Origin of the sequence: Rhizobium sp. Leaf384, assembly GCF_001424065.1 — a bacterium.
Classification (GTDB): Bacteria; Pseudomonadota; Alphaproteobacteria; order Rhizobiales; family Rhizobiaceae; genus Ferranicluibacter.
The window spans coordinates 1,321,279-1,346,224 of sequence record NZ_LMQE01000001.1; the positions used below are offsets into that span (position 1 = coordinate 1,321,279).

Consider the following 24,946-nt stretch of genomic DNA (forward strand, 5'->3'; position numbering starts at 1 on the left):
TCCTCGCATTCTTTACTTGTTGCTGTTTTTTGGCTAGTGTCTGGCCGGATAGAGGATGTATTCCACTTCTCCGGATCTTGCATCCGGACCTTTCACCACGACATCAGGTCACCGGGACATCAGGTCGATGCTGTCACATGAGCGTATCTGGCATGCGATAGACGCCTTGGCGGAGCGGCACCAGATGTCGCCCTCGGGACTTGCTCGCCGTGCCGGGCTTGATCCGACATCGTTCAACAAATCGAAGCGCCAGTCCGCCGACGGACGCGAGCGCTGGCCATCGACCGAATCCATCGCCAAGGTTCTGGATGCGACGGGATCGACGATCAGTCAGTTCATGGAGTTCCTGCGCCCAGAGGGTGACAAGCGATCCAGCAGCGTGGAGACGCTGGCGCCGTCGAGTGCCATTCCGCTTCTCGGCTTTGCCCAGGCGGGAGCCGGCGGTTTTTTCGACGATGGCGGTTTTCCTGCAGGTCAGGGCTGGGACGTGGTCGATTTTCCTGCATCGGGTACAAAAGCGGGCGTCTACGCGTTGGAAATTCAGGGCGACAGCATGCAGCCGCTCTACAGGGACGGCGATGTCCTGATCGTCGAGCCGGGCGCACAGGTTCGCCGCGGCGATCGCGTCGTCGTCAAGACAACCGAGGGCGAGGTCATGGCAAAGGTGCTGATGCGCCAGAGCGCACGCAGCATCGACCTCCACTCCCTCAACCCCGAACATCCGAACCGCAGCTTCGACCTTTCCGAGGTGGAGTGGATCGCCCGGATCATCTGGGCAAGCCAGTAGGACCGTTTTCCTTATGTACGCTCCACTGCTCCGCATCGGTGGCCCGGCGCTCTGCGTCGTCCTGACCATCGGCCTGCTTCTGGCAGGAAAATCCGTCATCTCGGGCACGGAGAGCGCGGCCGTGCCCGAGATGACGCTGGAAACCCCTGACCTCAGCGACGTGCCGACCATCGGCGAAGAGCCTGCGACGGACGGGGACATTCCCGCCGATCCGGGCATGGAGGCGATGCCGTTGACCCCGGATGCGCCGCTGCCCGACAACGGACCGGCACAGAATACGATCCCGGAGCCGCCTGCCGTCGATACGGCGCCGCTCGCGCCGTCGAGCGCAGCGCCGACGGAGCCGCCGAAGCTTGAGGAAACCATTCTTCGGCACCCCGTCGCGCTGACGGCAGGTCTCGTGCAGTTTGACGGGCGGACGATCCAGCTTGCGGGTCTCAAACCGCAATCGGTGGACCGGATCTGCACGGCAACGGGCGGCGACTGGCCATGCGGCACCGTTGCGCGGACCGCGTTCCGCAACTTCATCCGCGCCCGCGCCTTTACCTGCGAGACACCGGCTGATGCTGGCGATGGCGTGATGCAGGCCCGCTGCAGGATCGGCTCCGACGACCCCGCCCTCTGGCTTGCCCGCAATGGATGGGCGGAGGTGGATGGCGACGACCCTGACCTGACCGCGGCTGTGGAGGCGGCGAAGGCGACGGCGAAGGGATTTTATCGCGCCGGTTTTGCGCCTTCCCCGCCCTCGTCTCGTTCTGCGCCCTGACCCGTTAAAGCGCGTTGCGTGAAACAGGTTTCACGCAACGCGCTTTAGGGTCATGTTTTGATGCATATCGTTTCCCGAAACCGCTGCACATTTTCGGGCGACATGCATGAGGTCCGATCTTCGCTCCGCGTGATCTCGGTCTATTGCAACCGTGCCTGCGAGACCATACGTCCGGGATCTCGTGAACCCGGAGAACGCATGTCCCAAGCTTTGACCCACCAGGAAGCCCTGATCCACGTCATGGTGATGATGTCAGCCGTGGACCGTGCCATGAGCGACGAGGAAATGGAGCGGATCGGCAAGCTCTCCCGCATTCTGCCCGTCTTCGATGATTTCGACCCGGAAAGCCTCCTGCCGGTCGCCCGAAGCAGCGCGACCTTGCTGTCGGCACCAGAGGGGCTGGATATCCTGCTCGAATTGGTGCGCGAGGCACTGCCGCCGCGCCTGTATGAGACTGCCTACGCCCTGGCTGTCGATATTGCCGCTGTCGATCGCAATGTCAGGACGGAGGAGCTCCGGCTTCTTGCCCTGCTGCGCGACCGGCTTGGTCTCGACAAGCTCGTCTGTGCTGCGATCGAGCGCGGTGCTCAGGCCCGCATGCGCCGCTGAGCCGGCGCCAGCACATCAGTAGATCCCGGTCGGGAAATATCGCAGGTAGATTTCGTTGAGGCGTCCGTTGCGGGTGAGTTCGAGAAGGGCATGATCCAGAGCCTGCGTCAGAGCCGGATCGCCCTTCCTGTTCATGATTGCTAGCCCTTCCCCGAGAAAGTGTTCGGAGACATAGGCGCCGTCGACCAGCGTGCAGCATGCCGCTGCGTCGGGTGAAGCGGCCCAGAAGGACAGCTGCATGCCGTCGGAGAAAACCGCATTCACGCTGCCCGTCTTCAACGCCTGAAGCATCGTTGCGCGATCCGGAAAGACCTGGGCCGCGGCCGTCGGGAAAAACGCCTTCAGCATGGCTTCATGCGTCGTTCCCGCCACGACACCGACCGGCTTTGCAAGCACGGCTGAGCGCTCGATCGTCTCGCCCCGGCCGTTCTCGTTTCCGGGTGACACCCGTGCGGCGAAGCGAGCGGGCAGACGCAGGAACGGCCGCGTGAAAGCAAAACGCTGGCGGAGCGCATCGGTCATCGCCACACCCGCAATGACGGCCTCGCCCTGCCCTTCCTCCAATGCCGGCTGCAGCTCCTGGAACGTCACGGCCTGGATCTGGCACTTTGCCTCGATGTCCAGAACCCGACAGATCTCGCGAGCCAGATCGATGTGAAATCCCGACAGCTTTTGTGACTGGTCGATGAAGTTGAAGGGCGGGAAGTCAACGGTGGTCAGGAAGCGCAGTCGTGCGAGCCCCCCAAGGTCGGGCTTTGCGATCCGCTCGCGCATGTCGAAGGCGAGCGGAAGCTCGCGGACAGGCTCGACCGCCTGCGCGGCAACAGCACCTATCCAAGTCAACGCAAAGATGCTTAAGATAGTTCTAATGATCGGTTGGATCGGAGAAATCCGTATCGGTCTCATCAGATGTCGAGTTCCGGTCTGCAGGGCCGACGCTGTTTGCGACGAGGTGTTGATGCGTCATCTAGACTATCCACCAGCAACGGACATGGCTACTCGGAGCGCGCCAAACGTTTCGGAAAAGTTGCCCCTGCCAACCTTTTCCGTCGACCTGTTGCGGGAAGGACGCCTGCTTCTCAAGCTCGGCATCGGCAAGCCGACGATTGCCCGGATGATGCTTCGGGCGGACGAGAACGGAACGACGGTCGAAGAGGAATTGCTGGCGTCCCGCGACATCGTGCTCGATCTCTACTTCGAAGGATTGGCCAATCTCCTCGGACTTCCGTTCCATGCTGAGATCGACGCGGATCAGGTCCATGATGCCGAGATGCTGGATATCCAGCTGATCTCCCCGCAGCTTCTGCGTCTCTATCATTCCAGCCGTCCGCCGGTCACCGTCATCGTTCCCACGCTTGCCCGCCTCGCCGACATCGCGTTGACGCTCGAACGGCGGCCTGCGCTGCGTCAAATCCTGGTGGTTTCGACACCTGCAGCGGTGCGAAAGGCGGCCTGGGCTGCAGGCGGTCAACGCCGCGTGGGCGCCGCCGTTGCCGGTCTCTTCGAGGCCGCGCCGATGCACAGTGCCCGTATCGTGTTCTGGGGCCAGCAAGGGTTTTGTACCGGCTTGGGCCTCGCCATGCTGGTCGTCTCCGCCTGGCTTGCACCCGTGGCCTGGATGCTCGTGCTGCATCTTCTCCTGACCGGCCTCTATTGCAGCCAGTTGTTTCTGCGCGCTCGCGCTCTTCTGTGGATCGGAAGACCGCTCGAAAGGCCCCGAAGCGTATCTCCGGTGCCGTTGCGGCTGGCCGCAGACCCCTCCGGACCCTTGCCGATCTATTCGATCTTCGTCGCGCTCTACCGGGAAACGGAAGTCGTGGGGCAGCTGGTCCGCGCTCTTGATCGTCTCGACTGGCCTCGATCGCGCCTCGACATCAAACTTGTCTGCGAGGAAGATGACGGCGAGACGCTGGCGGCGCTCGAGGCGCTGTCGCTCTCCTGCGAATATGAGATCGTGCGCGTCCCTCCCGCCGCACCGCGCACCAAACCGAAAGCGTTGAGCTACGCGCTCCCCGGTGCACGCGGCACCTTTCTCACGGTCTACGACGCCGAAGACAGGCCCGATCCGGGCCAGTTGCGCGAGGCCCATGCCGCCTTTCGCGCCGCCGACCCGCGCGTTGCATGCCTTCAGTCGCCCCTGGTCGTGACCAATGTCGAGGCTGGATGGTTGAGCACGATGTTCGGGCTCGAATATTCGGGCCTCTTTCGTGGCCTCTTGCCCTTCCTCGCATCGCGCGGCCTGCCTCTTCCGCTCGGCGGCACCTCCAACCATTTTCGCATCGAAGCCCTCAAAGACGTCGGGGGCTGGGATCCCTTCAACACGACGGAAGATGCGGATGTCGGCATGCGGCTGTTTCGTCTCGGCTACCTCTCGCAGATGATTGCGCGTCCGACCTTCGAGGACGCGCCGACGGATATCGCCGTGTGGTTTGCTCAAAGAACCCGCTGGTACAAGGGCTGGATGCAGACCTGGCTCGTCCTGATGCGCAATCCGTCTCTTCTGGTGCGGCAGATGGGATGGACGGCCTTTGCGACCCTGCAGATCCTGGTCGCCGGCATGATCCTGTCGGCCCTCGGTCATCCCCTGGTCATCGCCTTCCTCGTTTACCTCGGCTGGAGCCTTACAGCAGGTGGGCTGTCCGAAGGGGATACGTTGCTCACCTCCGGCCTGCTGCTCCTCGATATCCTCAACCTTATCGGCAGCTACGCGATCATGATCCAGCTTGGCCGCAAGCCGATGCAGGCTGCCGAGCGGCGCGCCGTCGGCGGCAAGTGGAAGGCTGTTCCCATCTACTGGCTGTTGATCTCGGGGGCTGCCTGGGCGGCCGTCATCGAGCTCTATCGCAAGCCCTTTGCCTGGAACAAGACGCCGCACATTCCGTCAGCCAGTTGAGCGATGCACCGGCTTCCGTACGAGCCACCATCATTCGTCACGCCGATTGACGGGAATATCACACATGAATATGTTACCTCACGCCGTGGCCGGGAGCTTCGGCTGGAGGATGGGAGGACTGACCGGTGGATTATCTGCTCGGCATCGACAATGGGCTGACGGTGACCAAGGCCGTGGTCTTCCGACCGGACGGAACGCCCGTGTCCGTGGCGCGCCGGCGCGTGGCACAATCCCTTCCGCACCCGCGCTGGGTGGAACGCGATATGGACGCGCTTTGGACGGCGACGGCCGAGGCCATTCGAGACGCGATCACGACGGCCGGCTGCCGCCCGTCCGACATCAAGGCGGTGGCCGCGACCGCCCATGGCGATGGCGTCTACGTGCTCAGCCGTGACGGACGGCCGCTTGGACCGGGCATTCTGTCGCTCGACAGCCGGGCGGGCAGCCTGTCCGACGCCTGGAACGCGACCGAGATTGCCGGAAAGGCGCTTGCCCTGACAGGGCAGTCTCCCCATGCCTCTGCGCCTTCGGCCATTCTCGCCTGGATGCGCGACCATCAGCCGGATCGGTTTGCCCGCATCGGTCACGTGCTCGCCTGCAAGGATTGGCTTCGGTTCTGCCTGACAGGCACGATCGGCACCGACCGGACAGAGGCCAGCATCGCCTTTGCGAACGTCGCAACGCAGAGCTTCGACCGCGACGCCCTGGCGATTTTCGGGCTGGATTCCCTGTGGGATGCGCTTCCAGAGATGGCCCCGTCTGCCGCCATCGTCGGCGGCATCACCGCGGCGGCTTCCGCAGGGACAGGCCTCCTGGAGGGAACGCCGGTTGCTGCCGGCCTGCACGACGTGACAGCATCGGCGCTCGGCATCGGCGGCCATGACACCGGATTTCTGTCGATCGTGGCGGGGACCTATTCGATCAACGAGGTGGTGACCGACAGGCCGGTGACCGACCCACGCTGGTACTGCCGAAGCGGGATCGAGCCTGGGCAGTGGAACAACATGGCGGTGTCTCCGGCATCGACCGCAAACTACGACTGGTTCCTCGATCAGTTCTGCCGCGCCGAGCAGGCGGAAGCTCTTTCGAGCGGTCGCGACATCCATCATCTTTTGAAGCCGGAACTCGACGCCGCTTTCGGCCGCCCGTCCGACATTCTCTTTCATCCCTACCTGTTCGGCTCTCCCTATGGCAGTTCGGCCAGTGCCGGCTTCTTCGGCGTTCACGGCTGGCACGGCCGCGGCGACATGTTGAAGGCGGTCCTCGAAGGCATCGTCTTCAATCACAAGGCGCATGTGGACGACCTGCGAACGGTGATGCCGGTGACCGAGGCACGGATTTCCGGCGGCGGCGCCCGAAATCCCGCTCTGTCGCAGATGTTTGCCGACGCGCTGGATCTCCCGGTGCATGTAACCTCCGCGGACGAGGCTGCCGCTTGGGGTGCTGCCTTGACGGCCGGGGCTGCGATCGGCCTCTACGAAAGCCCGCAGGCGGGCGCCCGGGCAACGACGACGATCCTGCGCAGCCATAACCCGGACCCCGAGCGGAAAGCCGCGCTTGCCGCGCGCTATGCGCTCTACCGCGACATGGCTGAAGCGATGCAACCACACTGGCACGCGATCGAACGACTGGCGGAGGGGTCTCGAGGGGCGATCACGTCATGAAGGGGGATGCGCGCCGGGATGAGATTGCCGACTATATCATGCAGGCCGGACAGGCGCGCATCGACGATCTCGTCAATCATTTCGGCGTATCCCGCATGACGATCCATCGCCATGTCGATCGCCTTGCGCATCAGGGCGTGCTGCGCAAACTGCACGGCACCGTGACGGTCCAGCCGTCCGGTCTCTACGAAAGCGCCTTTCGCTATCGGGAGACCGTCGGCAAGGCGGAAAAGGCGGCACTGGCGCGCGCCGCACTTGCCCATGTCGAACCGGGGCAGGCCGTCATGCTCGACGACAGCACCACGGGCGCAGCCCTGGCCGACCTCCTGGCGGGCGTCAGACCGCTGACGGTCATTACCAACGGGCTCGTTTCGACCAACAGATTGATCGACATCGACGAGATCGAGGTGCTCTGCCTTGGCGGCACCTATCATCGGACGTTCAACGCCTTCATCGGGCTGACGACCGAGCGCGCCGTCGCGGCTTTGCGGGCAAACGTCTTCTTCTGTTCGGCCTCCGCCGTGGAAGGCGGCATCGCCTTCATTCAGGATGCGCAGGTGACCAAAGTCAAGCAGGCGATGATGGCCGCATCCTCGCGCCGTATCCTGCTGCTCGACGCCTCCAAATTCGGCAAGGTGGCCCTGAACGTCTTTGCCGACCTCTCGGCCTTCGACGCCGTCCTCGCCACAGACCGGCTGGCCGACGACGTCCGTGCAGATCTTCTCGCGCGCGGCATTCCCCTCAGCATCACCAGAACAGGCAGGACATCATGAGCGAAACCGTCAACGACATGCGGTGGCCCGGCGACATGGCGGAGCGCCTGGACGCCATCGCCAAAACCGGCACCGTCGACGTCGTCATCATCGGCGCGGGCGTCAACGGCGCTGGCCTGTTTCGCGATCTCTGCGCCCAGGGGCTGACCTGCCTCATCCTCGACAAGTCGGACTACGGCTCGGGTACGAGCGCCGCTCCCTCCCGCCTCATTCATGGCGGTTTGAAATACCTGGAAACCGGCGAACTTCGGCTGGTGGCGCAATCGACCTATGAGCGCAACCTCCTGCTGCGCAACGCCCCGCATTACGTAAAGCCTCTGGCCACCGTCATTCCCATCTTCTCCTGGACGAAAGGTATCCTTTCGGCCGTGCGCACGCTTTTCGGCGCCAAGGGAACGCCCCGCAGCCGCGGCGCGCTCCTGATCAAGACGGGCCTCTGGATGTACGATGCCTATGGCGCCCGCGAACGGGTGATGCCGCGTCATACGATGGCCGGCAAATCCGCATCCCTCCGCAGCCTGCCGGCGCTGACCCCGCGCATCGTCGCGACAGGAACCTACTACGACGCGACCGTAACGCATCCCGAACGGCTGGTCGCCGAACTCGTGTGGGACGGCCTGGCCGCAAGTCCGGCGTCTGCAGCGGTCAATCATGCCCGCCTCGAAGGCCGAGCAGGCGATACGCTGGTCATTTCCAGCCTGCTCAACGGAGCACAGATGCGCGTCAAGCCCCGCCTCGTGGTCAATGCGGGGGGCCCGTGGATCGACACGGTCAACGCGGCACTCGGCGAGACCTCGCGCATGATCGGCGGCACCAAGGGCTCGCATATCCTGCTGCGCCACGATGCACTGCTCAGGGAACTCGATGGGCGGATGATCTACTTCGAGGCGGACGATGGCCGCATCTGCCTCGTCTTCGACTATCTGGGTCGCGCGATGGTCGGCTCGACCGATATCAAGGCCGACCAGCCCGACAGCGTGCGCTGCGAAGACGACGAGATCGATTACCTTCTGGAAAGCCTGAGCAAGCTCCTGCCCAAGATGACGTTCGATCGCAGCCAGATCGTCTATACCTACAGCGGTATTCGTCCTTTGCCGGCTAACAACGCCAGCAACCCCGGCCTGATCAGTCGAGATCACGTGACGCCGGTTCTGGAACCTCAGGGAGATCGTCCCTTTCCCGTCCTGTCGCTGGTCGGGGGCAAGTGGACGACGTTCCGTGGTTATGCGGAAGAGGTCGCGGACACGGTCCTTAAGCGTCTCGGTCGCGCGCGCACGGTCTCGACCGAAGCGATGCCGATTGGCGGAGGGCGGGACTTTCCCGGAGACGATGCCGGCCGCCGCCGGCTTGTGGCTGACCTCGTCACGATTTCCGGTCTTGCGGAGGCACCTGTCGAAAAACTTCTCGCCCGTTACGGTACGAAGGCGCGCGCCGTGGCTCGTCACCTCGCCACCACGGGTGCTGTTCCCCTTCCCGACGCGCCGGACCATTTCGAGGGCGAAATCGACTATGTCGTTCGCTACGAGCAGGTCGGGCGGCTTGCAGATATCGTGCTCCGTCGCACGGCCCTTGCCGTAACGGGAACGCTGACGCTGCGTCTTCTCGCTCGGATCGCAGACATTGCCGGACAGGCGCTCGGCTGGTCCGAGGAGAGGATCGAGCAGGAGATCGCGCGCGTACGCGACGAACTTTCCCGCCTGCATGGCGTCACCCTGGCTTAATACTTGTCGCCCGAACGTGTGCAGCGGTTTCGGGAAACGACATGCATCAAAACAAGACCCTCAAGCGCGTTGCGGAATCCTTTTTCACGCGACGCGCTTGAGCGGCGGGATGAGTCTCGGACGTCGATCGCCGAACATAAGACAATAAAAAAGGCCGGGGCGAAATCGCACCGACCTTCCTCATTCGCTTTTATCAAGTTGCCAGTACATCCGTGGTCAAATCGACGAAAGCTTTTATCGACCCCGAGAACTTCTCTTTTTCAGAAAAGCTCGACCGTTTGCCGATGAGAGGAATATAGGAGCCGAATGTGACAGCTTCAAGTCGATGCGAGGCTGTTTTTTCTTCGACGCTTCATTCCGCTCCGACATCGCTTCCCCGAACGCCTCAGATATGGTGTCGGCGGTTGTAGATGCCCGTTACCCGGACGGCGACCTGCTGGTGCTTGGGATGCAGAGCGATGTATTCATACTGCAGGCCGGTGCTTTCCACGAATTCGCGAAAAGCCTTGAACTCGTGCATCTCCCAGCCCGGATAGTTGAAGTACTCATCGAAGAGGATGATGGTTCCGGGAACGAGACGTTCGCGCAACTGTGTCAGGACCGTCTGGGTCGAGCTGTAGAGATCGCAGTCGACGTGCAGGAACGATACCGGACCGGGATGTGAATCCAGAAAGCTGGGCAGCGTCCGATCGAACCAGCCGACGACCAGTTCGACATTGTCCGCCACCGCCGGAAGATCGTCCCGGGCAAACGCGCTTTTGTCGTATCCGTCGCGCCAGCTTTCCGGCAATCCCTCGAAACTGTCGAATCCGTAGATCGTGTCGGACGGGCGGGCTGCGGCGGTCCGGTTGATCGAGCGTCCGGAGAAGACGCCGAACTCGAGCGAGAGACCTTGGACGGTCGCACAGGAGACCGCATAGTCGAGAACGTCGCCGGAGGTCTCGAAACGCTTGGCGCCCAGCATGTGCGAATAGAGATATTGCGAGGACGAAACAGCGGCAGATAGTTTTGCAACCTTGTCCAGATCAAAGGCGTCGCCCCGCGGATTTGCAAGAGCATGATCGTAGACCAGAAGAAGGAACTGCATGAATTCCGGATTTTCCAATGTCGCCTTGTCCATCGAGTTCCTGGCCTTTCGTGGCACGTGTGTAGAACGCTCTCCGTGGTCAGATAAACGGAGGAGCTTGCCCAAGGCGTTCGCCATTTATAGTCGGCAGATACGCGCCGTTCATCGGCTCTGTGAATTCGACCGCGTTTTTACGCGACATCCGCTGTATTGTGGCACGCTTGCGTGTCACAACAGCGGCTCAGACCTTGGATCGGTGCAAGCCTGTTGTGTCGAAATGATCGTCAGGCTCGGCAAAGGGGGAAGCATTGGACGCGTTGCTGCCGACCTCGGTCAGACGGAGGACAGCCAGAAAAGCAACGCGGATATCGTGGGTTGGCTGGAGCGGGTGAAGGGAATCGAACCCTCGTATTCAGCTTGGGAAGCTGCTGCTCTACCATTGAGCTACACCCGCCAATGCGCCAGACATCCAACAGATGAAGCCGCGTGTCAATCCTTGGCCGCGGTTTCCGAAGACGGAAAGGCGCGTCTCAACCGCGAAAATGCTTGGAGAGCTTCAGACCCTGCGCTTGATAGTTCGATCCGACGCCGAGGCCGTAGAGCCCTCTCGGTCGCTCCATCATGTGCTCGTAGACAAGGCGGCCGACGATCTGGCCGTGTTCGAGGATGAAGGGGACCTCATGGCTGCGCACTTCCAGCACGGCCCGGCTGCCGGTGCCGCCGGACGGGGCATGGCCGAAGCCGGGGTCGAAGAAGCCGGCATAGTGCACGCGGAATTCGCCGACCAGGGGATCGAACGGGGTCATCTCAGCGGCAAACAGAGGCGGCACGTGGACGGCCTCGCGGGAGACGAGGATATAGAACTCGTCGGGATCGAGAATGAGCTCGTCGGCACCGCGGCTGTATAGCGGCTCCCAGAAATCATAAATCCCATGCGCACCTTTGCGGTCGACATCCACCACGGCCGTGTGGTGCTTGCCGCGGTAGCCGATCAGACCTTCGGGGCCCGTGCCCTTGAGGTCAATCGACAGTGCGATGCCGGCCCCCGATACGTTCGGCGTATCGCTGGCGACCAGCGTTTCCGTTCGGTGAAGATCAAGCACTTCGCTTTCGGTCAGGAGCGCGTGTCCGACCCGGAAGCGGATCTGCGAGAGACGCGAGCCCCGGCGAACGATGACCGGAAACGTGCGTGGGCTGATTTCGAGATAAAGCGGGCCGCGATACCCGGCCGGGATCTTGTCGAACTCTTGCGCCCGGTCGGTGATGACGCGGGTGAAGATGTCGAGCCGTCCGGTTGAACTCTTCGGATTGGCCGAGGCCGACATGGTGGCCGGCAGGTCGAGGCTTTCCATCAGCGGCACGATATAGACGCAACCGGTCTCGAGCACGGCACCCTCGGTCAGGTCGATGACGTGCAGCTTGAGCCGATCGAGCTTGTCGGCGACGAGATGCCCGGGACCGGGCATGAAGCTCGCACGCACCCGGAAGGCACGACCGCCCAGACGCAGGTCGAGACTCGCCGGCTGGATCTGGTCGTCGTCCAGCGCCCCTTCGCTGAGAAGGCGGCCTTGATCGAACAGCGAAGCGATTGCGCTATCCGCCAGAATGCCTGTGTCGCGCGCCATGCCTTCATCCTTTTTCCGGGGCCGACAAAACCAAAAACGGCTGATTGACGCAAGCGGGGCGAAGACGTATGGGAACTTATCCCGTGGTGATTTGGCCGGTCGGCTTGCAGCCACGTTAAACAAATGGCTAAAAAGACCGGGCTCGAACCGGTCTGCTTTACGCGACCGGTTTTTTTGTTTCTGGAAGGAGACAAGCGATGAGCACGGCAAACAAGACCTGGCGCCCCGCGACCCAGCTCGTTCACGGCGGCACGACCCGCTCCAATCACGGTGAGACGTCCGAGGCGATCTTCCTGACACAGGGCTTCGTCTACGAGACATCGGAAGCTGCGGAAGCACGCTTCAAGGGTGAAACGGACGGCTTTATCTACGCGCGCTATGGCAGCCCCACCAACGACATGTTCGAAAAGCGCATGTGCCTCCTCGAAGGCGCCGAGGATGCGCGCGCAACGGCCTCGGGCATGGCCGCCGTGGCTGCCGCCATCCTCTGCCAGTTGAAGGCGGGGGATCATATCGTCGCCGCACGCGCGCTCTTCGGTTCGTGCCGCTGGGTCGTGGAAACCTTGGCGCCCTCCTATGGCATCGAATGCACGCTGGTCGACGGCCGCTTCATCGAGAACTGGGAAAAGGCCATCCGCCCGAATACCAAGGTCTTCTTCCTGGAAAGCCCGACCAATCCGACACTCGAGGTGGTCGACATTGCCGCCGTGGCGAAGCTTGCCGATGCGGCGGGTGCCAAGCTGGTGGTGGACAACGTCTTTGCGACGCCGCTCCTGCAGAAGCCGCTCGAACTCGGCGCCCATGTCGTCGTATATTCCGCCACCAAGCATATCGACGGCCAGGGGCGTTGCCTTGGCGGTGTCATCCTCTCGTCGAAAGACTGGATCGACGAGCATCTGCACGATTATTTCCGCCACACCGGCCCTGCCTTGTCCCCGTTCAACGCCTGGACGCTGTTGAAAGGCATCGAGACCCTGCCGTTGCGGGTGCGCCAGCAGAGCGAAAACGCAGCGAAGGTTGCCGACTTCCTCGCCGAACAGAACCAGATTGCGCGCGTCATCTACCCCGGCCGCAAGGACCATCCGCAGGCGGATATCATCGCCAAGCAGATGAAGGGCGGATCGACGCTCGTCTGTTTCGACATGAAGGGTGGCAAGAAGGCGGCGTTCGCGCTGCAGAACGCGCTGGAAATCGTCAAGATCTCCAACAATCTCGGCGACAGCAAGAGCCTGATCACGCATCCGGCAACGACGACGCACAAGAACCTCAACGAGGAGGCCCGTGCGGAACTCGGCATTTCCGACGGGACCGTGCGCCTGTCGGCCGGCATCGAGGACAGTGCGGATCTCATCGAGGATTTCGCCCGGGCGCTGAAGACCGTCGCCGCCTGAGGCGCGTCCTGATCCTGCTACCCGGCCCTGCTCCATCCTCGGAGCGTCACGTCGCGCTAACCCCGCGCGGCGTGACAGCGTGACGGCGTGCCATGCCGCAACACACTTCCTGCGGGCGTTATTCTTCGGGAAACCATCTTCCCCTAGAATATGCACACTGACTGGAAGGGTTGCATCATGTATCGCGCGCTGACACGGGACATCGAGGTCACCGTAGAGCCTTATTATCTGGAAGATCAGTCCGATCCCGAAGATGGGCGCTATGTGTGGGGCTACCGCATTCTGATTTCGAACCGTTCCACGAAAACCGTGCGTCTGATGACGCGGTATTGGCATATCACGGACGAAAGCGGTCAGGTCGACGAGGTCAACGGCCCCGGAGTGATCGGCGAGCAACCCATCCTCAATCCGGGCGATACGTTCGAGTACTCCTCCGGCTGCCCGCTCGACACGCCTTCCGGCGTGATGTTCGGACACTACTCGATGGAGACACCTGACGGCGAAACCTTCACGGTCGACATTCCCGCCTTTTCGCTGGACCTGCCGGGCCTCAGCCGGACGTTGAACTGACCACAACAGCAGATGTGCCCCCGGCCGCAATTGCCGGGAGCCCCTTCAGTTTCCAAACGATGTGCGCGCTCTTACTGCGGGCGGACTTCGGTGGCTTCGAACGTGTAGGTGGTCGAGCAGAACTCGCAGGTCACCGAGATGACCCCATCCTCCACCGTGCTGTCGATCTCCTCCTGGCTGAAGCTGGCAAGGACGTCGCGCAGCTTTTCACGCGAGCAGGCGCATTGGTCATAGACCGCCTGCGGGGGATAGACCCGCACGCCGCGCTCGTGAAACAGGCGATAGAGCAGCCGTTCCGTCCCGACGGTCGGATCGGTCAATTCGTCGGCGTCGATCGTCTCGACCATGACACGCGCCTCGTCCCAGAGGTCGTCGACACCACCCTCGAACGTCTCGGCTCCATCCCCGCCATGCAGGTCCGGCTGGCGCATCCGGTCGGGCGCCTCCGGCAGAAACTGCGCGACCATGCCTCCGGCCCGCCAGCGGTGGCGCGGCTTGCCGTTCTCGTCGCGATCCAACAGCTCGGCGACGCCAAGGCGCACCTTGGTCGGGATCTGCTCCGACTGGCGGAAATAGACGCCGGCGATCTCCTCCAGCGAAGCGCCGTCCAGCGGAACGATGCCCTGGTAGCGCTGGGTGTATTCGCCCTGATCGATGGTGAAGGCAAGGATGCCCTGGCCGAGCAGATCCTGTGGATCGGTTTCGCCCTTGTCGATCGCGCTGGCCAGCGCCTCTTCGTCGTAGCGGGCATAAGCGCGCACGCGATCCGGCGTCGAGAAGTCGGCGACCACGAGATCGACCGGGCCATCGCTTTTCGTCTGGATGATGAGCTTGCCATCGAACTTCAGCGAAGTGCCGAGGAGGACGGTGAGCACCACCGTTTCCGCCACGAGGCGTGCGACCGGCAACGGATAATTGTGCCGTTCGAGGATCGCATCCAGCATGGGGCCAAGCTGAACGGCGCGACCGCGCACGTCGAGGCCTTCCACCTGAAAAGGCACGACGCGGTCATCGCCTGCGTAACCGAATTCGCCGAGATCTGGTCCTTTGTCCACCATGTCCATGCTCCTGATGCATGACCCGCCGCGGCGAGCCCGAACGCAGATGACGGCGCCCCGGACAGGTCCGGGTTTTGCACGCCACAACGCCATTCTATTGGATCGATATGAAATGCCAGCAAAAATCGTGACATTCCGCTTTGCACCTAGATCGGTGGCCGAATGCCGTTTTTCAAGGTTTTGACGATGCGCGTCGCAGGCAGGCGCTCAGAGCGCGCCCAGGCACCAGGCAAGGATCGACTTCTGCGCATGAAGGCGGTTTTCCGCCTCGTCGAACACCACGGACTGACGCCCGTCAATGACCTCGTCGGTCACTTCCTCGCCCCGATGCGCCGGCAGGCAGTGCATGAAGAGCGCGTTCTCGTCCGCCTTCGACATCAGCGCAGCATTGACCTGATAGGGCTGGAAGACGTTGTGTCCCCGGGCGCGATGCTCCTGGTTCATCGACACCCAGGTGTCCGTGACGACGCAATCGGCACCGGCGACCGTCTTTTCCGCGTCATGCGACAGGATCACGTTGCCGCCATTGTTGCGCGCCCAGTTGAGAATCTTGTCGTCGGGTTCGGAGCCGAGCGGCACCGCCATCTTCATCGTGTAGCCGAAACGCGCCGATCCCTCGATGAAGGAATGCAGCACGTTGTTGCCGTCTCCCGTCCAGGCAATGGTCTTGCCCTTCACCGGGCCGCTATGCTCTTCGAAGGTCATGATGTCGGCCATGATCTGGCAGGGATGCGTCGTGTCTGTCAGGGCATTGATGACCGGCACGGTCGCATGTTCGGCAAGCTCGAGCAGGCGGCTGTGATCCGTCGTTCGGATCATGATGGCATCGACGTAACGAGAGAGAACCTTGGCCGTATCGCCGATCGTCTCGGCGCGACCGAGCTGCATTTCCGTGCCCGAAAGGAACAGCGTCTCGCCGCCGAGCTGGCGCATGCCGACATCGAACGACACACGGGTTCGGGTGGAAGGCTTTTCGAAGATCATGGCGAGCATCTTGCCGGCCAGCGGCTTTTCCGCAGTCCCGGCCTTGGTCGCTGCCTTTCGCACCCGGGCATCATCGATGATGGAGCGCAGGTTCTCTGCCGACATGGCGGAGAGATCGAGGAAGTGGCGAGGTTCGGCCATGAAAATGCGGTGTCCTGTCCTTGTGCCCGGGGGCGGCTCCAAGGCGTTCTTGGAGCCTATGCCTTCTGCGCGGGCCGGCTGTCGGTAATCCTGATGTCGAAGGCGTCCGGATCACGCACGCGCGCGCTGTTTGACCGCCGTCAACGTTTCGCTGGCGCGTTCGATGCGGGCGAGACCCTCGCGGGCTTCGTCCGCGCTGGTGATCAGCGGCGGCAGCAGGCGGATGACGTTTTCCCCTGCGGGAACGGCCAGCATCTTCTCCGCCCGGATCGCCTTCAGCAGGTCGGCGGAGGGAACCGCCGCCTTGATGCCGAGCATGAGGCCTTCGCCGCGGATTTCCTCGATCACATCGGGGAAACGATCGGCAAGCGAGGCCAGCCCCTGACGGAAGACGAGTGCGACATCCCGCACATGCTCGAGAAACCCATCGCCGAGAACGACGTCCAGCACGGCATTGCCGATCGCCATGGCCAGCGGATTGCCGCCGTAGGTCGAACCATGCGTGCCCGCGACCATCCCCGAGGCGGCCTCTTCCGTGGCAAGGCAGGCGCCGAGCGGGAAGCCGCCGCCGATGCCCTTTGCGGCCGCGAGGATATCCGGAGATATGCCGGACCATTCATAGGCAAAGAGCTTGCCGGTTCGTCCGACGCCACACTGGACCTCATCGAAGATCAGCATCAGGCCGTGCTCGTCGCACAATGCGCGCAGCGCCTGCAGGAAGGCCTTGGGTGCCGGGCGTATCCCGCCCTCGCCCTGGATCGGCTCGATCAGGATCGCCGCGGTCTCCTCGGTGATCGCATCCTTGACGGCATCAAGGTCGGCAAACGGGACCTGGACGAAGCCCGGTGCCTTGGGGCCGAAGCCTTCGAGATATTTCGCCTGGCCGCCGGCCGCGATCGTCGCGAGCGTGCGCCCGTGAAAGGCGCCCTCGAAGGTAATGACGTGGAAACGCTCCGGCCGGCCCTTGGAAAACTGGTAGCGGCGCGCGGTCTTGATGGCGCATTCCAGCGCTTCCGCACCGGAATTGGTGAAGAAGACCTTGTCCGCAAACGTGTTGTCGGTCAGACGCTTGGCGAGCTTTTCCTGCCCGGGAATCTCGTACAGATTGGAGAGATGCCAAACCTTTTCGGCCTGGTCCTTCAGCGCTGCGACGAGATGCGGATGCGCGTGGCCAAGGGAATTGACGGCGACACCCGCGGCGAAGTCGAGATAGCGCGACCCATCTTCCGCCACCAGCCAGACGCCCTCGCCGCGCTCGAAGCGCAGCGGCGCACGCATGTAGGTCTCGTAAAGCGGGGTTGCCTCGGCCATCGTGCCTGTCTCCTCGTCCTGTCCGCACACTCTGCGGGGAAGGTTCGATCCGTTGTGCAGCGGCCGACAGCGCCGACCCGAAATGAAAAATACCGCCCTGACGGCGGCGAGCGCACTATCGGTATTTCGGGTGCCGCTGTCAACAAAACTCCCGGAAAGACAGGCGTCGGACGCATTTTTCGAGCACGATGCTTTCCGGCAAAAAGGTCTTGCAAATATATCACGCGGCGACAGCAAGTTGGGGAAAACCCAAAAATCGATTCGGCGCGATTCCCGGGACTCTTGTCACGGAGTCACCCCGTCTCTACGTTACCAAGGAATTGCTAGACGCATGCGGCGGACCTAGTCACCAGAAGAGTCAAGGCGTTGCAGCTTCGGAGCCATCCGGAGCGCGGTGAGGGATTCATCCTTTGCTACGGCCTGGAACGGAGACGACAATGAACTGGACTGACGAGCGGGTAGAGAGACTGAAGAAGCTCTGGGCCGAAGGGCTGAGCGCGAGCCAGATCGCGGCGCAGCTTGGTGGCGTCAGTCGCAACGCCGTCATCGGCAAGGTTCATCGCCTGTCGCTTCCGGGCCGCGCAAAGGCAGGCGGCGCCTCGCCGAGTGCAACCCGTCCCAAGCGCCCCGTCGTCGTTGCCCGTCCGGCAGCACCGGAAGCCGTGGTTGCGAGCACAGCCCCCCGTTCCGCCCCGCAGCGTTCGATGGCCCGCCCGGTCAGCGTGAACGTCATCGAAGATTCCGAAAGCGCATTCGCGCCGGAAACCGCACTGGCGGTAACGAACAGCGCAGGCAGCGCGACGGGCAGCAATGTCGTCGTGCCCATGTCCCGCAAGCTTGTGCTGACGCAGCTGACCGATCGCACCTGCAAGTGGCCGATCGGCGACCCGATGAAGGACGAATTCCACTTCTGCGGAAACGACTCCCCGGATAGCTCGCCCTACTGCACGTTCCACGCCAAGCTTGCCTACCAGCCCTCGGCCGAGCGCCGTCGCGCCCGATAAGAGAACGCCCTGCAGGCAGAACGCCCTACAGGCAGAACGCAAGAACGCCTTCCTCGCTTTGCGAGGAAGGCGTTTTCGTTTCAGGCCTCGGCGGCAGCGCGTGGGGCGGGTAAGCAGCTTTGCTTCGTGGCAGGCTCAGCTTTCCAGCGAGTAGCCCGCTCCGCGTACGGTGCGGATCACGTCCTGCATGTTGGAGAAGTTGAGCGCCTTGCGCAGGCGACCGACATGGACGTCGACGGTGCGCTCGTCGACGTAGATATCGTGCCCCCAAACGCCATCGAGAAGCTGCGAGCGCGAGAAGACGCGGCCGGGCGAAGACATGAAGAACTCGAGCAGACGAAATTCGGTCGGGCCGAGACGGACTTCCCGGGTCTTACGATGGACGCGGTGCGTCTCGCGGTCGAGCTCGATGTCGCCGCATTTCAAGAGCGACGACAGCACTTCCGGACGCGCGCGGCGGAGCATGGCTTTCACGCGGGCGATCAGTTCCGGCGTCGAGAACGGCTTGACGACATAATCATCGGCGCCGGTGGCAAGACCACGGACCCGCTCGCTTTCCTCGCCCCGTGCCGTCAGCATGATGATGGGAAGACGCTCCGTCTCGCTGCGCTGGCGAAGGCGCCGGCAGAGCTCGATGCCGGACACGCCGGGGAGCATCCAGTCGAGGATGAGCAGATCCGGCAGCCGTTCCTGCAAGCGAACCTCTGCCTCGTCGCCCCGATTGATGGTATCGACATCGAAACCTTCGGCCTCAAGATTGTACCGCAGCAGGACGCTCAGGGCTTCTTCATCTTCGACAACGGCTATTCTCGGCTGCATTTCTGGACTCCGTAGTGTCCTCGTCGCGTGACGAGGCCTTCGCCAGAACCCGAAGGCGGCGATCATCGTTGACAGTTCAGGCATTTCGGCAAGAGACCACCCTTCGGCCGCCATCCCCAACCTCGAGACAGCGACCGGTCTCAAGACCGAGGACGACGCCGCAGGATGGATTTCTCCCGCGCCGTTCGCTCAGGTGGAGAGTGCGCCGACAGTGTTCGACGAGTCGTCCTTCGGACGTTCGCCGAGCGGCTGCGCGCCGGTCGTCATGTAGTAGATCGTCTCAGCGATATTGGTCGCGTGGTCGCCGATGCGCTCGATGTTCTTGGCGCAGAACAGGAGATGCGTGCACGGGGTAATGTTGCGCGGATCCTCCATCATGTAGGTCAGGAGTTCGCGGAACAGCGAGGTGTAGATCGCGTCGATCTCGCCGTCTCGCTCCCGGATGGCCTTTGCCTTTTCCGCCGAGCGGGAGGCGTAGACATCCAGGACTTCCTTCAGCTGCATCAGCGTCAGTTCGGCCAGATGCTCGATCCCCCGCGCCAACTGGCGCGGCAGACTGGCACTGGACACCGCGATGACGCGCTTGGCGGTGTTCTTGCCAAGATCGCCGACACGCTCGAGGTCGGCCGCAATGCGGATCGACCCCATGATCTCGCGCAGGTCGGCCGCCATCGGCTGCCGCTTGGCGATCGTGATGATGGCCTTCTCACCGATCTGGCGCTCGGCGTCATCGAGCACGACGTCATCGGAAATCACCTTCTGGGCGAGACCCAGATCGGCGTTGACCAGAGCCCGCACGGATTCGGCCACCATCTGCTCGGCAAGGCCGCCCATCTCGGAGATACGGCGGCTGAGATATTTGAGGTCTTCGTCATAGACGGATACGATATGGGTTGCCATGGATCCTGTCCTTGGAGTTCGGTCACGGGCACTTGTCTATCGGTCGCACGACCGGTCAGCCGAAGCGTCCCATGATATAATCCTGCGTGCGCTGGTCGTCGGGGTTGGTGAACATCTTGTCGGTATCGTTCTCCTCGACGAGATTGCCGAGATGGAACATGGCGGTGCGCTGCGAGACGCGGGCTGCCTGCTGCATGGAATGCGTGACGATCACGATCGTGTAGTTGGCGCGCAGTTCGTGGATGAGCTCCTCGACCTTGGCGGTGGCAATCGGGTCGAGCGCCGAGCAGGGTTCGTCCATCAGAATGACCTCAGGACTGACGGCAACGGCGCGTGCAATGCAGAGACGCTGCTGCTGACCGCCGGAGAGACCGGTGCCGGATTCGTGCAGGCGATCCTTCACCTCGTTCCAGAGGCCGGCCTTCTGCAGGCTCTGCTCGACAATGGCGTCGAGTTCGGCCTTGCTGCGGGCAAGACCGTGGATCTTCGGGCCGTAGGTCACGTTTTCATAGATCGACTTCGGAAACGGATTGGGTTTCTGGAAGACCATGCCGACGCGGGCGCGCAGTTCGACCACGTCGATCGAGGGATCGTAGATGTCGCCGTCATCGAGCGTGATCTTGCCGGTGACCCGGCAATGATCGATCGTATCGTTCATGCGGTTCAGCGTCCGCAGAAAGGTCGACTTGCCGCAGCCCGACGGGCCGATCAGCGCCGTGACCGTATTCTCGCGGATGTTGAGGTTCACGTCGAACAGCGCGCGCTTCTCGCCGTAATAGACCGACACATCCTTGCCGATCATCTTGTGAGGGACAGCATTCATCTTCTGATCGACCGCCTTTTCGAGAGTCGCTTCTGACATCATGTTCATTGTTTTCTACCTCACTACCAGCGTCGTTCAAAGCGGCGCCGCAACAGGATCGCGCCAAGGTTCATGATCACCAGGAAGACCAGGAGCACGATGATCGCACCGGAGGTCCTCTCCACGAATGCACGTTCGGCTTCATTGGCCCACATGTAGATCTGGACCGGAAGGGCCGTCGAAGGTTCGAGCGGCGAGCCCGGGAAATCGACCACGAAGGCCACCATGCCGATGAGAAGCAGGGGAGCCGTCTCTCCGAGCGCATGCGCCAGGCCGATGATGGTGCCCGTAAGGATGCCCGGCATGGCGAGAGGCAGGACGTGGTGGAAGATGGTCTGCATCTTGGAGGCGCCCAGGCCGAGTGCTGCGGCCCGGATGGACGGCGGCACCGCCTTCAGGGCTGCACGCGTGGCGATGATGATGGTGGGCAACGTCATCAGGGTGAGGACCAGACCGCCGACGAGCGCCGCCGAACGCGGCATGCCGGCGAAATTGATGAAGATCGACAGGCCGAGCAGACCATAGACGATCGAGGGAACGGCCGCGAGATTGTTGATGTTGACCTCGATGAGGTCGGTCAGCTTGTTCTTCGGAGCGAACTCTTCGAGATAGATCGACGCGGAGACCCCGATCGGCAGCGCGAGCACGAGAACGATCAGCATCATGTAGAGCGAGCCGAGGGCCGCAACGCCGATCCCCGCGGCTTCCGGCCGCGACGAGGCGCCCGAGGTGAAGAGGCCCGTGTTGAAGGACTTCGTCATTGCGCCGTCCTGCGCAAGCGTCTGCATCCAGGCGAGCTGCTTGTCCTTCACCTTGCGGTTGGCCTCGTTGACCGTCACGTCGATCTGGCCCTTGTTGGCCGAGTCGATATTGCCTTCGGCAAGCAGTGCCACCGGAACGGTCTGGCCAATGATGGCGGGATTGGCGACGACGACATCGCGAAGCTGCGTTCGCGCGCTGGCCGAGACCATGTCGGTCGCCAGCTTCACGTCGGCGCGGTTGGCCGGATCGATGCCCAGCTTCTGCACGAGAGCATCGCGCACCAGCAGCGGATAGTTCGCCGTCATCAGCTTGGCAGGATTGCTTGCCCGTTCGTTCTTCGGATCGATGACCTTTTCGCTGAAGGTGATCGGCAGGACGATCTCGGTCTGCAGGAAGGCGGTGTAGCCCTTGGATACGACGGTCCAGAGGAGGAGGCCGAGGAAGAAGATGCCGATGGCGATCGCCGCGATGCCATAGGCGCGAAAGCGACGTTCTGCGGCGTAGCGGCGCTTGATGCCGATATCGCGACGGCTGACGACGGGACGCGGCGATGCACCGGCGAGCGATGAGGTCATGTCGGTCATTCGTACTGTTCCCGGTATTTGCGCACGATGTAGAGCGCGTAAATGTTGAGGCAGAGCGTGATGGCGAACAGCGTGATGCCGAGCGCAAAGGCGACGAGGGTCTGCGGCGAGGTAAACTCCAGGTCGCCCGTCAGCTGGTTGACGATCTTGACCGTGACGGTGGTCATCGGCTCGAAGGGATTGATCTGCATGCGCGCGGCCACACCCGCGGCGAGCACCACGATCATGGTCTCGCCGACGGCGCGGGATGCCGTCAGCAGCAGAGCCCCGACGATGCCGGGCAGTGCCGCAGGCAGCACGACGCGCTTGATGGTTTCCGAGCGCGTGGCCCCCAACCCGAGAGACCCGTCACGCAGCGAGCGCGGTACCTGCGTAATGATGTCATCCGACAGCGAGGACACGAAGGGGATCAGCATGATGCCCATTACGATGCCGGCTGTCAGCACGCTCTGCGCCTGGATGAAGCTTGTATAATTGCCGGTGACGAGACCGTTCAGCTGGCCCGAGATGTCGCGCAGGAACGGACCGACCGTGACGAGGGCGAAGAAGCCGTAGACGATGGTCGGAATACCGGCCAGGATCTCCAGGAGCGGCTTGGCGACCGAGCGCACGGTGTTGTTGGCATATTCCGCCATGTAGATCGCCGCGAAGAGGCCGATCGGCACGGCAAACAGCATGGCCACAAGAGCGATGTAGAGCGTACCGGCTAGCAGCGGCAGGAGACCGAACTGGCCCGACTGACCGGCTTGGCCGGCCGCGGCGAAACGTGGGTCCCACACCGTTCCGAAAAAGAATTCCATCGGCGACACAGACGCGAAGAAGCGCAAGGCTTCCGACAGCATGGAGCCGATGATGCCGATCGTCGTGAGGATGGCGATGGAGGACGCAAGGATCAACCCGCCGAGAATGACCTGCTCGACGCGATTTCGGGCCCGGAAGCGTTGGGAGATACCGCGGAGTGCCAGCACCGCGCCACCGATGGCGAGCAGCAGAACGACCCCGGCCATGGCAAGGTGGCTGGTCGCCGTCATGCCGTTGAAGCGGGTGGCCGACTCGATCATCCAGGGTTCGCCGGCACTGGCCAGCGGAATGCCCTTGGCGGCCATGGCGTCGCGAAGATTGATGGCGCCGCTGTCGAGCGCACTGCGCTCGGCATCCGAGAGAAGCGCCAGACCGCGGGCGACCGACTTCACCTGCCCCAGTGCCAGCTCGGCAGGCGCGCTGCCCTGGTTGAGGACGTCGGTGGGGAGATGGAAGAGGACGCTGCGATCGATCATCGGCGGAGCTGCGACCAGCCAGACCGCGAGAACCACAAGGGCAGGAAGAAGCGCCCAGATGGCGGCGTAGCTTCCGTGATATCCCGGCAGGGAATGCAGCGAGGACAGCTTGCCGCCGGCCGTGGCGATGGCCCGCGATCGACCCATCACGAAGGCCGATGCGCCGACGAGGAGGACAAGGAGAAAGAGAAGGGAGGCGCTCATGATCTGGGTCCCCCGGTCGTTTCACGACATCGCATGCTGCAAGATCGGACGCCGGCCATTCGAACGTTGAGGTTCCGGCACGGCGCCCCTGCGCCGTGCCGGATGATCCGGGGAGACTGCGTCTCCGGATCGACGTTTCTTACAGCATCGTGCCGTCGGCAAAGGCCTTGCGGTCGGCTTCGCGCTCGGCGTCCGGCGCCGAAACGAGGCCGTAGGCCGCCAGCGGGCTTTCCGGGCCGACCATCTGGTCGTCCAGGAAGAATTCCACGAATTCCTTCAGGCCGGGAATGACGCCGAGGTGTGCCTTCTTGACGTAGAAGAACAGCGGGCGCGAGACCGGATATTCGCCGGAAGCGATCGTTTCCGTGGAGGGCACCACGCCGTTGACGGTGGCGACCTTCAGCTTGTCGGCGTTGTTTTCGTAGAATGCCAGGCCGAAGACGCCGATGCCGTTCTTGTTGGCAGCGATACGCGCGAGGGTTTCCGTGTAGTCGCCGTCAATGTCGACAGCCTTTCCGTCTTTGCGAACGGCGACGCAGGTGCGCGCCTGCTCCTTGGCGTCAGAAACGGCAGCCTTGATGACGTCTTCAGCACCGGAAGCCTTGCAGCCGGCATGAAGGATCTTTTCTTCGAAGACTTCGCGCGTGCCGTGCTTCTCGCCCGGGATGTAGGCCGCAATGTCGGCGTCCGGCAGGTTCTTGTTGACCTCAGACCACTTCGTGTAGGGGTTGGCGACGATCTTGCCGTCGACGACCACCTGAGCTGCGAGGCCGAGGTAGAGATCCTTCGGCTCGAGCTTCAGGTCGGCATTGCCGCTGTCGGTGGCAAACACGATGCCGTCATAGCCGATCTTGACTTCCTGCACTTCGGTCACGCCGGCAGCCTTGCACTCGGCCAGCTCGCTGTCCTTGATCTTGCGCGAGGCATTGGCGATGTCGATTGTATCGGGGCCGACGCCCTTGCAGAATTCCTTGAGGCCGGCGCCCGTGCCGCCGGATTCAACGACCGGCGTCTTGAAGTCCGGGAACGTCTCGCCGAAGGTTTCGGCAACGATCTTGGCATAGGGAAGAACAGTGGACGAACCAGCAATCTGGATCTGGTCGCGAGCGGCAGCGGCGCCAGCAAAGGCGACAGAGGCCACCAGGGCTGCAGCAGTGAGTTTCAGGGCGTTCATG

Annotated in this window: 22 protein-coding genes, 1 tRNA gene and 1 riboswitch; of the genes, 10 read left to right on the forward strand and 13 right to left on the reverse strand. The window is 62.8% G+C overall.

The window, feature by feature from the left end:
* Nucleotides 1-127: 127 nt before the first annotated feature.
* From ASG25_RS06020 to ASG25_RS06030, 3 genes are all read left to right on the forward strand, one after another.
* Nucleotides 128-787, forward strand: coding sequence for a helix-turn-helix transcriptional regulator (locus ASG25_RS06020; RefSeq protein WP_062470590.1), 660 nt, complete (start codon nt 128-130; stop codon nt 785-787).
* A gap of 13 nt (nt 788-800) precedes the next feature.
* Entirely contained in the window at nt 801-1,553 is a 753-nt protein-coding gene (locus ASG25_RS06025) for a hypothetical protein (RefSeq protein ID WP_062470593.1), read from the forward strand.
* 198 nt (nt 1,554-1,751) lie between these two features.
* Entirely contained in the window at nt 1,752-2,162 is a 411-nt protein-coding gene (locus ASG25_RS06030) for a tellurite resistance TerB family protein (RefSeq protein WP_062470596.1), read from the forward strand.
* Between the two features lie 15 nt (nt 2,163-2,177).
* Here ASG25_RS06030 and ASG25_RS06035 read toward each other — a convergent pair whose 3' ends face one another.
* The gene (locus ASG25_RS06035; RefSeq protein WP_244475185.1) at nt 2,178-2,936 is read right to left on the reverse strand and encodes a transporter substrate-binding domain-containing protein; all 759 of its coding nucleotides are present in this window, start codon (nt 2,934-2,936) and stop codon (nt 2,178-2,180) included.
* 253 nt (nt 2,937-3,189) lie between these two features.
* Between ASG25_RS06035 and ASG25_RS06040 the strand changes: the two genes are divergently transcribed.
* The 4 genes from ASG25_RS06040 (at nt 3,190) to ASG25_RS06055 (ending at nt 9,213) form a co-directional block, all read left to right on the forward strand.
* On the forward strand, nt 3,190-5,055 hold the full coding sequence (locus tag ASG25_RS06040) for a glycosyltransferase family 2 protein (RefSeq protein ID WP_244479322.1): 1,866 nt from the start codon (nt 3,190-3,192) through the stop codon (nt 5,053-5,055).
* A gap of 125 nt (nt 5,056-5,180) precedes the next feature.
* Nucleotides 5,181-6,719: an FGGY-family carbohydrate kinase gene (locus ASG25_RS06045; RefSeq protein ID WP_062470605.1), complete on the forward strand. Its 1,539-nt coding sequence runs from the start codon at nt 5,181-5,183 to the stop codon at nt 6,717-6,719.
* Nucleotides 6,716-7,492, forward strand: coding sequence for a DeoR/GlpR family DNA-binding transcription regulator (locus ASG25_RS06050; RefSeq protein ID WP_062470608.1), 777 nt, complete (start codon nt 6,716-6,718; stop codon nt 7,490-7,492). Before ASG25_RS06045 ends, ASG25_RS06050 begins: the two co-directional genes overlap by 4 nt.
* Nucleotides 7,493-7,527: 35 nt before the next feature.
* On the forward strand, nt 7,528-9,213 hold the full coding sequence (locus ASG25_RS06055) for a glycerol-3-phosphate dehydrogenase/oxidase (RefSeq protein WP_062472285.1): 1,686 nt from the start codon (nt 7,528-7,530) through the stop codon (nt 9,211-9,213).
* Nucleotides 9,214-9,598: 385 nt separating this feature from the next.
* Here the strand turns inward: ASG25_RS06055 and ASG25_RS06060 are convergent, their stop codons facing one another.
* The 3 genes from ASG25_RS06060 to ASG25_RS06070 form a co-directional block, all read right to left on the reverse strand.
* Entirely contained in the window at nt 9,599-10,333 is a 735-nt protein-coding gene (locus tag ASG25_RS06060) for a class I SAM-dependent methyltransferase (RefSeq protein ID WP_062470610.1), read from the reverse strand.
* 326 nt (nt 10,334-10,659) lie between these two features.
* Nucleotides 10,660-10,733: transfer RNA gene (locus ASG25_RS06065), tRNA-Gly, on the reverse strand.
* 76 nt (nt 10,734-10,809) lie between these two features.
* The gene (locus ASG25_RS06070) at nt 10,810-11,904 is read right to left on the reverse strand and encodes a 2'-deoxycytidine 5'-triphosphate deaminase (protein ID WP_062470613.1); all 1,095 of its coding nucleotides are present in this window, start codon (nt 11,902-11,904) and stop codon (nt 10,810-10,812) included.
* Between the two features lie 73 nt (nt 11,905-11,977).
* Nucleotides 11,978-12,056: riboswitch (SAM riboswitch) on the forward strand.
* 45 nt (nt 12,057-12,101) lie between these two features.
* Here ASG25_RS06070 and ASG25_RS06075 point away from each other — a divergent pair.
* On the forward strand, nt 12,102-13,295 hold the full coding sequence (locus ASG25_RS06075) for an O-succinylhomoserine sulfhydrylase (protein ID WP_062470616.1): 1,194 nt from the start codon (nt 12,102-12,104) through the stop codon (nt 13,293-13,295).
* Between the two features lie 177 nt (nt 13,296-13,472).
* The gene (gene apaG / locus ASG25_RS06080; RefSeq protein WP_062470619.1) at nt 13,473-13,865 is read left to right on the forward strand and encodes a Co2+/Mg2+ efflux protein ApaG; all 393 of its coding nucleotides are present in this window, start codon (nt 13,473-13,475) and stop codon (nt 13,863-13,865) included.
* A gap of 71 nt (nt 13,866-13,936) precedes the next feature.
* Here apaG and ASG25_RS06085 read toward each other — a convergent pair whose 3' ends face one another.
* From ASG25_RS06085 to ASG25_RS06095, 3 genes are all read right to left on the reverse strand, one after another.
* Nucleotides 13,937-14,923, reverse strand: coding sequence for an Hsp33 family molecular chaperone (locus ASG25_RS06085; RefSeq protein ID WP_062470622.1), 987 nt, complete (start codon nt 14,921-14,923; stop codon nt 13,937-13,939).
* Between the two features lie 207 nt (nt 14,924-15,130).
* Nucleotides 15,131-16,048 carry an ornithine carbamoyltransferase gene (gene argF / locus ASG25_RS06090; RefSeq protein ID WP_062470626.1) on the reverse strand — a complete coding sequence of 306 codons (918 nt, stop codon included), beginning with the start codon at nt 16,046-16,048 and terminating at the stop codon, nt 15,131-15,133.
* A gap of 111 nt (nt 16,049-16,159) precedes the next feature.
* On the reverse strand, nt 16,160-17,359 hold the full coding sequence (locus ASG25_RS06095; protein WP_062470630.1) for an aspartate aminotransferase family protein: 1,200 nt from the start codon (nt 17,357-17,359) through the stop codon (nt 16,160-16,162).
* Between the two features lie 437 nt (nt 17,360-17,796).
* On the opposite strand from ASG25_RS06095, the gene ASG25_RS06100 reads away from it, so the two are divergent.
* Nucleotides 17,797-18,363, forward strand: a complete 567-nt coding sequence (locus tag ASG25_RS06100; RefSeq protein ID WP_062470633.1) for a GcrA family cell cycle regulator — start codon at nt 17,797-17,799, stop codon at nt 18,361-18,363.
* Between the two features lie 135 nt (nt 18,364-18,498).
* Here the strand turns inward: ASG25_RS06100 and phoB are convergent, their stop codons facing one another.
* The 6 genes from phoB to ASG25_RS06130 form a co-directional block, all read right to left on the reverse strand.
* Nucleotides 18,499-19,182 carry a phosphate regulon transcriptional regulator PhoB gene (phoB, locus tag ASG25_RS06105; RefSeq protein ID WP_062470636.1) on the reverse strand — a complete coding sequence of 228 codons (684 nt, stop codon included), beginning with the start codon at nt 19,180-19,182 and terminating at the stop codon, nt 18,499-18,501.
* Between the two features lie 189 nt (nt 19,183-19,371).
* Nucleotides 19,372-20,082, reverse strand: coding sequence for a phosphate signaling complex protein PhoU (phoU, locus tag ASG25_RS06110; RefSeq protein ID WP_062470639.1), 711 nt, complete (start codon nt 20,080-20,082; stop codon nt 19,372-19,374).
* Nucleotides 20,083-20,137: 55 nt separating this feature from the next.
* Nucleotides 20,138-20,953: a phosphate ABC transporter ATP-binding protein PstB gene (gene pstB / locus ASG25_RS06115; protein ID WP_062470642.1), complete on the reverse strand. Its 816-nt coding sequence runs from the start codon at nt 20,951-20,953 to the stop codon at nt 20,138-20,140.
* A 14-nt stretch (nt 20,954-20,967) separates the two neighbouring features.
* Entirely contained in the window at nt 20,968-22,290 is a 1,323-nt protein-coding gene (gene pstA, locus ASG25_RS06120) for a phosphate ABC transporter permease PstA (RefSeq protein ID WP_062470645.1), read from the reverse strand.
* The gene (gene pstC, locus ASG25_RS06125; RefSeq protein ID WP_062470648.1) at nt 22,287-23,771 is read right to left on the reverse strand and encodes a phosphate ABC transporter permease subunit PstC; all 1,485 of its coding nucleotides are present in this window, start codon (nt 23,769-23,771) and stop codon (nt 22,287-22,289) included. The genes pstA and pstC overlap by 4 nt, the downstream gene beginning before the upstream one ends.
* A gap of 139 nt (nt 23,772-23,910) precedes the next feature.
* Nucleotides 23,911-24,945 carry a substrate-binding domain-containing protein gene (locus tag ASG25_RS06130; protein WP_062470651.1) on the reverse strand — a complete coding sequence of 345 codons (1,035 nt, stop codon included), beginning with the start codon at nt 24,943-24,945 and terminating at the stop codon, nt 23,911-23,913.
* Between the last annotated feature and the right edge of the window lies 1 nt (nt 24,946).